The organism is Collinsella sp. AF04-24 (genome assembly GCF_003465685.1).
GTDB classification, from domain to species: domain Bacteria; phylum Actinomycetota; class Coriobacteriia; order Coriobacteriales; family Coriobacteriaceae; genus Collinsella; species Collinsella aerofaciens_AP.
The window spans coordinates 1-8,585 of sequence record NZ_QSBK01000030.1 but is presented as its reverse complement, the minus strand read 5'-3'; the positions used below and the strand labels follow the sequence as shown (position 1 = coordinate 8,585).

6 protein-coding genes and 1 pseudogene are annotated in these 8,585 nt (G+C 59.2%); 5 read left to right on the top strand and 2 right to left on the bottom strand.

The annotated features are described in order from the left end of the window. Window positions 1–404 precede the first annotated feature (404 nt). The 3 genes and pseudogenes from DWV32_RS09695 to DWV32_RS09685 all read left to right on the top strand — a co-directional run. Window positions 405–497, top strand: a pseudogene (locus DWV32_RS09695) (GTP-binding protein); the annotation flags it as partial. Between the two features lie 149 nt (window positions 498–646). After that, window positions 647–2,371, top strand: a complete 1,725-nt coding sequence (locus DWV32_RS09690; protein ID WP_233540453.1) for an ABC transporter ATP-binding protein — start codon at window positions 647–649, stop codon at window positions 2,369–2,371. A 1-nt stretch (window position 2,372) separates the two neighbouring features. Further along, window positions 2,373–4,376, top strand: coding sequence for an ABC transporter ATP-binding protein (locus DWV32_RS09685; RefSeq protein WP_199577007.1), 2,004 nt, complete (start codon window positions 2,373–2,375; stop codon window positions 4,374–4,376). 111 nt (window positions 4,377–4,487) lie between these two features. Here DWV32_RS09685 and cysE read toward each other — a convergent pair whose 3' ends face one another. After that, entirely contained in the window at window positions 4,488–5,192 is a 705-nt protein-coding gene (cysE, locus tag DWV32_RS09680) for a serine O-acetyltransferase (RefSeq protein ID WP_117635598.1), read from the bottom strand. A 223-nt stretch (window positions 5,193–5,415) separates the two neighbouring features. On the opposite strand from cysE, the gene DWV32_RS09675 reads away from it, so the two are divergent. Further along, window positions 5,416–6,063, top strand: a complete 648-nt coding sequence (locus DWV32_RS09675; RefSeq protein ID WP_117635597.1) for a DedA family protein — start codon at window positions 5,416–5,418, stop codon at window positions 6,061–6,063. Between the two features lie 289 nt (window positions 6,064–6,352). Further along, the gene (locus DWV32_RS09670; RefSeq protein ID WP_117758006.1) at window positions 6,353–7,405 is read left to right on the top strand and encodes a branched-chain amino acid aminotransferase; all 1,053 of its coding nucleotides are present in this window, start codon (window positions 6,353–6,355) and stop codon (window positions 7,403–7,405) included. Window positions 7,406–7,880: 475 nt separating this feature from the next. Here the strand turns inward: DWV32_RS09670 and DWV32_RS09665 are convergent, their stop codons facing one another. Then, window positions 7,881–8,432 carry a LemA family protein gene (locus tag DWV32_RS09665; protein ID WP_089573514.1) on the bottom strand — a complete coding sequence of 184 codons (552 nt, stop codon included), beginning with the start codon at window positions 8,430–8,432 and terminating at the stop codon, window positions 7,881–7,883. Window positions 8,433–8,585: the final 153 nt, after the last annotated feature.

Genomic DNA, 8,585 nt, shown 5'->3' with positions numbered 1-8,585 from the left:
GCAACGCGTTGCGCTGAGTCCTGAGGCTGTTGCAATGAAAATGAGAATCAAGGGAGAATCAAGGGAGGTGCAGTGACAGAAAAAATTTATCTTAACAGGGTTGCTTTTGGGAATTTGATATGCTATACTATAAAAAAATCCAAGCAAAGGAGTTTATCAATATGCGGCAAGGTATTCTTAAATAAAATTTGATAATGGGAACAAAGACAAACGTCCTCAAGGAGAGGGCTTGGTTTTTGTACCCAATTTAAGAATACTTTTGCCTTTTCATTTCATATCGTGATAGACAACGGCCAGCCTTGGCCGCAGTTTTCATGTGTGTCCTACCTATCATCCCCAGCGGTAAAAGTATTTGTCGCTGGGGATTTTTGCGCCCTTCTGGGCCTTGTATGGAGGACAATCATATGAAAATCATCAATATTGGCATTCTTGCTCATGTAGACGCAGGTAAGACGACCTTGACGGAGAGCCTGTTATATACCAGCGGAGCAATCGAGGCGCTCGAGCCGTGGGAACAGCGCGAGATCATGCGCTTGGTCGGTAAGTTCTCCCATGTTCTTAACGAAGAGTGCGAGGCATTTAAACGGCAAGTGGCCGCCGAGAACGAGGCTGACGATAAGGGCGAAGGGGAGACATGCGACTCTTAATGAGATTTATGAGGCCGTATCGCGGGCTGATTGCGGTGACGCTGTTTGTACTGCTGATAGATAACGTCGGCACGCTGCTGGTGCCTACAATGTTGGCGAATATGGTCAATACTGGTATCACGACGGGCGATATCGACTACATCTTGCGCAACGGCGTGTATATGCTCATCGCGACCGGCATGGCCAGTGGCGGCGCGGTGCTGGGCTGCTATCTTTCGGCCCGTCTGGCGGCCAATGTGGCCTGCGACATTCGCAACGCCATCTACGATAAGTCGCTCGAGCTGTCCGCCAGCGACTTTGAGCGCTTTGGTACGGGTTCGATGATCACGCGCTCGCTCAACGACATCAACGTGATCCAGCAAGCGATCCTGCAGACGATTCAGCTGGTGTTACCGGTGCCGTTCTTGGCCGTGGCGGGCATCATCTTTGCCTGGTTTATCGATCCTGCCATGGGCACGCTGCTGGGCGTGGTCGTTGCGATCTTGCTGGTGGCGGCGGTCTTTACCGTTGCCAACGCCGCGCCGATCTTTATGCGCCTGCAGAGCTTTATCGACCGCATGAACGTGGTGCTGCGCGAAAACATCGTGGGCGTGCGCGTCATCCGTGCATTTAACAAGGAGCGCCACGAGGAGCAGCGCCTGGACGAGGTGTTTAGCGATTATGCAGCCAATGCCATCAAGGTCAACCACCTGTTTGTGGGTCTCGATAGCTCCAGCTTCTTTTTGATGAATATCGCCGAGGTGGCGGTGCTGTGGGTGGGCGGCAACCGCGTGGGCGTCCATGCTATGCAAATCGGCAGCATCTCGGCCGTGCTGGAGTACGCGATCCTGATCCTGTTCTTTGTGATGATGGCGCAGGTGGTGGTGCTGACGCTTCCGCGCGCCGCGGCGTGCCTCAGCCGTGCACAGCAGGTGCTCGAAATCGAGCCGAGCATCGTGGACGGTAAGGCTACGCTGGGCGACGGGACACCTGAGTCCGCAGATGGGGCCGACACGGTGGCCGTGTTCGACCATATGTCATTCCGTTTTGATGATGCCGACGAGGACACCCTGTACAACCTGAGTTTTGCCTGCCGCCGCGGACAGACGACCGCGATCGTGGGCTCGACGGGCTCGGGCAAGTCAACGGTGGCCAAGCTCTTGCTTCGCTTCCACGATGCCACGAAGGGCGCCATTCGCCTAAACGGCGTCGATCTGCGCGACCTTTCGCAAGACGATATCCGCGGGCGTATCGCCTATGTGCCGCAGAAGGCATGGCTGTTCTCGGGTACGGTGGCGAGCAACCTGCGCTTTGGCAACGAAGACGCGACCGAGGCTGACATGCTCCATGCGCTGGAGGTTGCCCAGAGCACCTTTGTGTTCGACCAGCCCCAGGGGCTCGATACGCCGGTGGCCCAGGGCGGCACGAACTTCTCGGGTGGTCAGCGCCAGCGCCTGGCGATTGCCCGCGCACTCATGAAGCACGCTGATCTGTATATCTTCGACGACAGTTTTTCGGCCCTGGACTTTAAGACCGATGCGGCACTGCGCCATGCGCTGCAGGACGAGACGTGCGATGCCGCGGTGCTCATCATCGCCCAGCGCATCTCGACTATTTTGCATGCCGATCAGATTGTGGTACTCAAAGACGGTGAAGTCGTGGGCCTAGGCACGCACGACGAGCTCATGGAAACCTGCGAGGTGTACCGCGCTATCGCGGAATCGCAGATGAAGGGAGGTGAGTAGCATGACCGAGGAGCTCAAGAAGTGGAGCATCGCCGATGACGCCGCGGCTGCAGAGACAGTCGAGGAGACGGGCGCCACGCCCGACCTGGAGGAAGACGCCAAGGCAGCGGCGGAGCGCGAGGCTCGCCGCCAGGCACTCTACGAGGAAAACGAGCGCGCCGAGGACGGGCGCGCCCGCGCCGAGGCGGAGCGCATGCGCGACGTTGACGACGAGGACGAGGACGAGACGCCCCGCGACACCTGGGCGACGGTGCGCCGCCTGTGGAGCGAGGCCGCCGGCGACCATTGGCGCTTCTATATCGTGTTCGCGAGTATCGTGTTCTATGCCATCTTTAACACCGCGGCGCCGGCTTACAGTGCCCGCGTGATCGATGAGCTGTGGGGGCACATGAAGCTGGCGTTTGCCAACAACGCTACCTTCAGCATTACCTGGGAGAACTGCGGCAGGACCATCTTTATCTACTTTATGATCTGGACCGCCGCCGCCTCGTTCTACGCACTCCAGAGCTTTTTGATGTCGAGCGTTGCCGAGCGCCTCAACCTGCGCCTGCGCAACCGCATCGCACAAAAGCTCAACCGTCTGCCGCTTGCCTACTTTGACGCGCATCGTCCCGGCGAGGTCGTCAGCCGTGCGACCAACGACTTGGACAAGATGTCCGAGAGCATGCAGCGCGGCCTGCTGCAGATTCTGGTGTCGATCGGTACCGTGGTGGGCGCCGTGAGCGTGATGTTCGTGTTTAGCGTGCCGCTCACGCTCGTTTTTTTGTTCTTTACGGCGCTTTCGCTGCTGGTGACGAAGGTCGTGTCGCGCCGCACGCATGATGTGACGGGCGAGCGCCAGGAGTGGGTGTCCAAGATTACGAGCGCGGTCGAGGAGGGCTACTCGGGCCGTCTGGTGATCCGTGCGTTTAACCGCGAGCGCCAGAGCTCTGCCGAGGTGCACGAGGCTTCGAAGGAGCTGGCGCGCGTGAGCACCAAGGCCGACTTTATGATTAACGCCGTCGGCCCCGCGGTGCGCTTTATCGGCCGTTTGGCGCAGATCGTGATCGCGCTGGTGGGCTGCAGCATGCTGGTTGCCGGGCATATGACCGTCGGCGTGTTCCAGGCGTTCTTCCAATTTATCAACGAGGCGTCCGAGCCCATGACGGAGCTGTCGTTTACCTTTAACTCGCTGCAGAGCGCACTGGCGAGTGCAGAGCGCGTGTTCGACCTGCTCGACGAGCCCGAGATGGAGGCCGATCCGTTGCCGGTGGCCGCCGCCAAGCTGCCGGGCAAGGTGGAGGGCCGCATCGCTTTTGAGCATGTGCGCTTTGGCTATTCGCCCGACAAGCCGCTTATGCGAGACGTGTCGTTTACCGCCGAGCCGGGTCAGAAGATCGCCGTGGTGGGAACCACGGGTGCGGGTAAGACCACGCTCATCAACCTGCTCATGCGCTTTTACGAGATCGACGGCGGCCGCATTACCCTCGACGGCGTGGACACGAGCCGCATGGACCGCGGCGAGCTGCGCCAGCAGTTTGGCATGGTGTTGCAGGACGCTTGGCTATTTGATGGCACCATTGCCGAGAACATCGCCTACGGCTGTCCCGAGGCGACGCGCGAGGAGATTGTCGCGGCCGCACGTGCCGCACGGGTCGACTTCTTTGTGCGCACTATGCCGCAGGGCTACGACACGCGTGTGGCTAACGATGCCGAGAGCATCAGCCAGGGCCAACGTCAGCTGCTGACCATCGCGCGCGTGCTGCTCAACAACCCGGCGATCCTCATCCTGGACGAGGCGACGTCGAGCGTGGACACACGCACCGAGCTCGCCATCGGCCGTGCTATGGATGCGCTCATGCGCGGGCGCACGAGCTTTGTGATCGCGCACCGTCTGTCGACGATCGTCGATGCCGACCTCATCCTGGTCATGGATCACGGCAATATCATCGAGCAGGGTACGCACAAGGAGCTGCTGGCTGCCGAGGGCGCTTATGCCGACCTCTACCTAAGCCAGTTCGCATAAGGTGACAAAGGGTCAGTCCCGCATGTCACATCGAAAAGAAGGCGCGCCGGGAGCGGATTCCCTGGCGCGCCTTTTGTGTTGGCGTTCATGCTGTGGCGGTTGCCCGCGGCCCTAGCGCTCGTCCACGAGCTTGGCGACGAGGGCTTTGAGCTCGGCCACCTCTTGCTCGAGTTCCTTAACGCGACGGGCGTTTTCGGTGATGCCCTGACGGTTGAGGGCGCTCTGCTCGGCGGCATCGTCGGGCATGTACTCGCGATGCTGCTTGGCGTCGAAGCTCTCCTCGAACACGCGGCAGCCGTTGCGCTTGATGATGCGCCCGGGCACGCCCACGACGGTGCAGTTGTCGGGCACGTCCTTGACGACGACCGAGTTGCCGCCGATCTTGACGTTGTTGCCGATGTGGATGTTGCCAAGCACCTTGGCGCCCGTGCCCACGGTGACATTATTGCCCAGGGTGGGGTGGCGTTTGCCGGTCTCGTTGCCGGTGCCGCCGAGCGTGACGCCCTGGTAGAGCACGCAGTTGTCGCCCACGATGGTAGTCTCGCCAATAACGACGCCCATGGCGTGGTCGATAAAGAAGTGCTTGCCGATCTGCGCGGCGGGATGAATTTCGACGCCGGTGATATGGCGGGTTAACTGCGAGAGCACACGGGCAAGCGATCGATGGCCGTGTTCCCACAGCCAGTGTTCGGGCACATGATTCCACTTGGCGTGCAGGCCGGGGTAGGACAGGAAGATGACCAGGCCATTTTGCGCGGCAGGATCCTGCGCCTGGACGGTCTTGATGTCCTCGCGAATGGTGTTGATAAAGCTCACCGGCCGCCCTCCCTTAGCGCCATGGCAATGCGATTCAATAAAGTATAGCGATTCGCTAGGGATTAGGAAGGGTAATCTTGGCGGCTTTGCGCGACAGGTGTCAGTTATGCAAACTTGCTGGTAATGAAGTAAGACTTTTGAGGGGTTTGGCCCGTGCTCGCGCCGCAACCGTATACTGGTCAACTTGGACGTGTCCGCGCCCACAACTGAGAGGTTTTACTTCATGGGTTTCATCAATTTTATCGCCGAGCTGCTTAAGGATCCGCGCACTGCGATCGCCAGCTGGATCGCCGCCGGCCCGCTCATGGCCTACGGCTGCGTGTTCCTGATCATCTTTATCGAGACGGGCGTGGTGTTCTTCCCGTTCCTTCCCGGCGACTCGCTGCTGTTTGCCTCGGGCTTCTTTGCCCATAACGGCGGCTTTAACATCGTGGCGCTTCTGGCCACCGCATGGGCCGCAGCCATCCTGGGCGATCAGTGCAACTTTATGATCGGCCACTTCTTTGGCCGCAAGATCATCGCCTCGGGCAAGGTAAAGGCCATGACGCCCGAGCGCATCAAAAAGTCCGAGGATTTCCTGGATAAGTGGGGCCATCTGGCCATCTTCCTCGGTCGCTTCTTCCCGTTCATCCGCACCTTTGTGCCTTTTATCGCCGGCATGGGCGGTATGCACTGGCGCAACTTTGTCATCTTTAACGTGCTGGGTGGCATTACCTGGTCGACAGTCTTTACGCTGCTGGGCTACTTCTTTGGTGGCATTCCGTTTGTGCAGGAGCACTTTGAGCTGCTGATCGTAGGCATCGTCGCCGTGTCGATCATTCCGACCGTGGTCGGTTTGGTTAAGGCAAAGCTCGGTAAAAAGAACGCCTAGTCCGAGCTTGTTTTCGGATGTTAATTCCAAGGCCCGTCATCGGATTCGATGGCGGGCCTTTTGTGTTGAAGGCAAATGAAAATACTTTACTTAGTTAAAGAAAAGCGTTTTATCCAAGGCGTGCGGGGAGTACAATCACCTGCATGCGAATCGACGCGCCATCGGCTTTGATGCTGCCCGCGTGTCCTGCCCGGCTCTACGCTCCGGGTATGCGACGTTGCGACGCGGCCTGCTTCGGTCCTTGCGTGCGGGTTCGCGAGTATGCAACCGCGTATGTAAGGAGCGACATATGACTGTCGAGAAGAAAGATATCGATTGGGGTAGCCTCGGCTTTGGCTACATGAAGACCGATTACAGCTACGAGGCTCATTGGAAGGATGGCGAGTGGGACGAGGGCGGCCTGACCACCGACCACACCCTGCACGTCTCCGAGTGCGGCGGTATCTTCCACTACTGCCAGGAGGTCTTTGAGGGCCTGAAGGCCTACACCGCCGAGGACGGCAGCATCGTCTGCTTCCGTCCCGACATGAACGCCGAGCGTATGTACAACTCCGCCCAGCGTCTGGAGATGCCCCCGTTTCCCAAGGATAAGTTTGTCGAGGCCGTCAAGCAGGTCGTCTCTGCCAACGCCGCATGGGTTCCGCCCTTCGGTTCCGGCGCAACCCTGTACGTGCGTCCATTTATGATCGGCTCCGGTGACGTGATCGGCGTTGCTCCCGCTCCTGAGTACACGTTCCGTATTCTCGTGACCCCGGTCGGTCCGTACTTTAAGGGCGGCCTCAAGCCTGTCAAGCTGCGCGTTTCCGAGTACGACCGCGCCGCACCGCACGGCACCGGCAACATCAAGGCCGGCCTCAACTACGCCATGTCCCTCAAGCCCACGATGGAGGCCCATCGCGAGGGCTATGCCGAGAACCTGTATCTCGACTCCGAGTCCCGCACCTATGTCGAGGAGACCGGTGGCGCCAACATCCTGTTCGTGAAGGAAGATGGCACGCTTGTTGTCCCGCAGTCGCACACCGACTCCATTCTTCCCTCCATCACCCGCCGTTCGCTCGTTCAGGTTGCTCAGGACCTGGGCATGACCGTCGACCAGCGTCCCGTCGAGTGGGCCGAGGTTAAGGCCGGCACCTTTGTTGAGTGCGGTCTGTGCGGCACCGCTGCCGTTATCTCCCCGGTCGGCGAGATCGACAACAAGGTCTACGGTGCCGACGAGACTGTGACCTTCCCGGCTGGCTACACCGAGATCGGTCCTGTGATGAAGAGGCTCCGCGAGACCCTGACGGGCATCCAGTCTGGTGCTGTTGAGGATAAGCACAACTGGGTTTACACCGTCGCGTAAGCTGTCTTAGCTGTCCGGGCCGAGGGCGACCTTCCTTTCCGGCGCGTCCTCGGGCCTGCGTTACCTCGGCGCTGCCGTTACGGGCAAAATAGATCTGAAAAAAGATGGCGCGCGGCCTTTTAGGCCGCGCTTTTGTTTTGCTTCGTGCCATGTGGGGGCGGTGGCGACGTGCATTTTTGCGAGTATTCTGCAATCGAAGGCCCCTGCATACCGACGTTCGGGCAAAAATCCGTGCTCGTCGATGCTTTTCGCGAATAATAGGCGGGGTTATGGGCCGACAGCACTTGATTTGCAGGGATATTCGCGGTCTTTGGCCTTCGTCATGGCGCCCGATGCTCTTGGTTATGTTGAATACTCCCAAAAATGCACGGCGCTTAGAGGGGGACCTACGCGAAAAAGGAAACCGCTCCGTCGAAGTATGCATTCGACGGAGCGGTTTATGCATATAGCCGATTCAGGATGCGTTGCCAACTTGTTAGAACTTGACGGTCGGTGCCTGGCGGGCGGCCTCGGCTGCCTCAAAGCCCTGGCGCTCCTTAAACTGGAAGATGCCGGCAAAGATAACGGCAGGGAACGTCTGGATGGCGTTGTTGTAGCTAAGCACGCAGTCGTTGTAGCTCTGGCGCGCGTAGCTCACCTTGTTCTCGGTGTCTTCGAGCGTGGCTTGGAGCTGCGTAAAGTTGGTGTTCGCCTTAAGATCGGGGTAAGCCTCGGCCACGGCGAAGAGCTGGCGCAGGGCGCCGGTCAGCACGTTGTCGGCTTCCATCTTGGCTTCGGGCGTGGTGGCGCTCACAGCGGCGTTGCGCGCGTTGACCACGGCGGCAAGCGTGTCCTGCTCGTGTTTAGCGTAGCCCTTGACGGTCTCGACTAGGTTAGGGATCAGGTCGTTGCGGCGCTGCAGCTGCGTGTCGATGTTCTGCCAGGCGTTATCAATGCGATTGCGCTTGGTGACCATGTTGTTGTAGATGCCAGCGATGGCGCAGACAATCACAACGACAACAACGATACCGATGATGACGGGAATCATGGTGTCTCCGTTTCGAATGGCCGCGGCGTTTTCCGCCGGCTGCCGTTGGTGTAACGCTACTAGTATACCCGCAACCTTTGGCGATACCGAACTTTCCGGTGGTTGATTTTCAATCTCAACGCAACAGCCTGAACGGGTCCCGCGTTTCCGCAG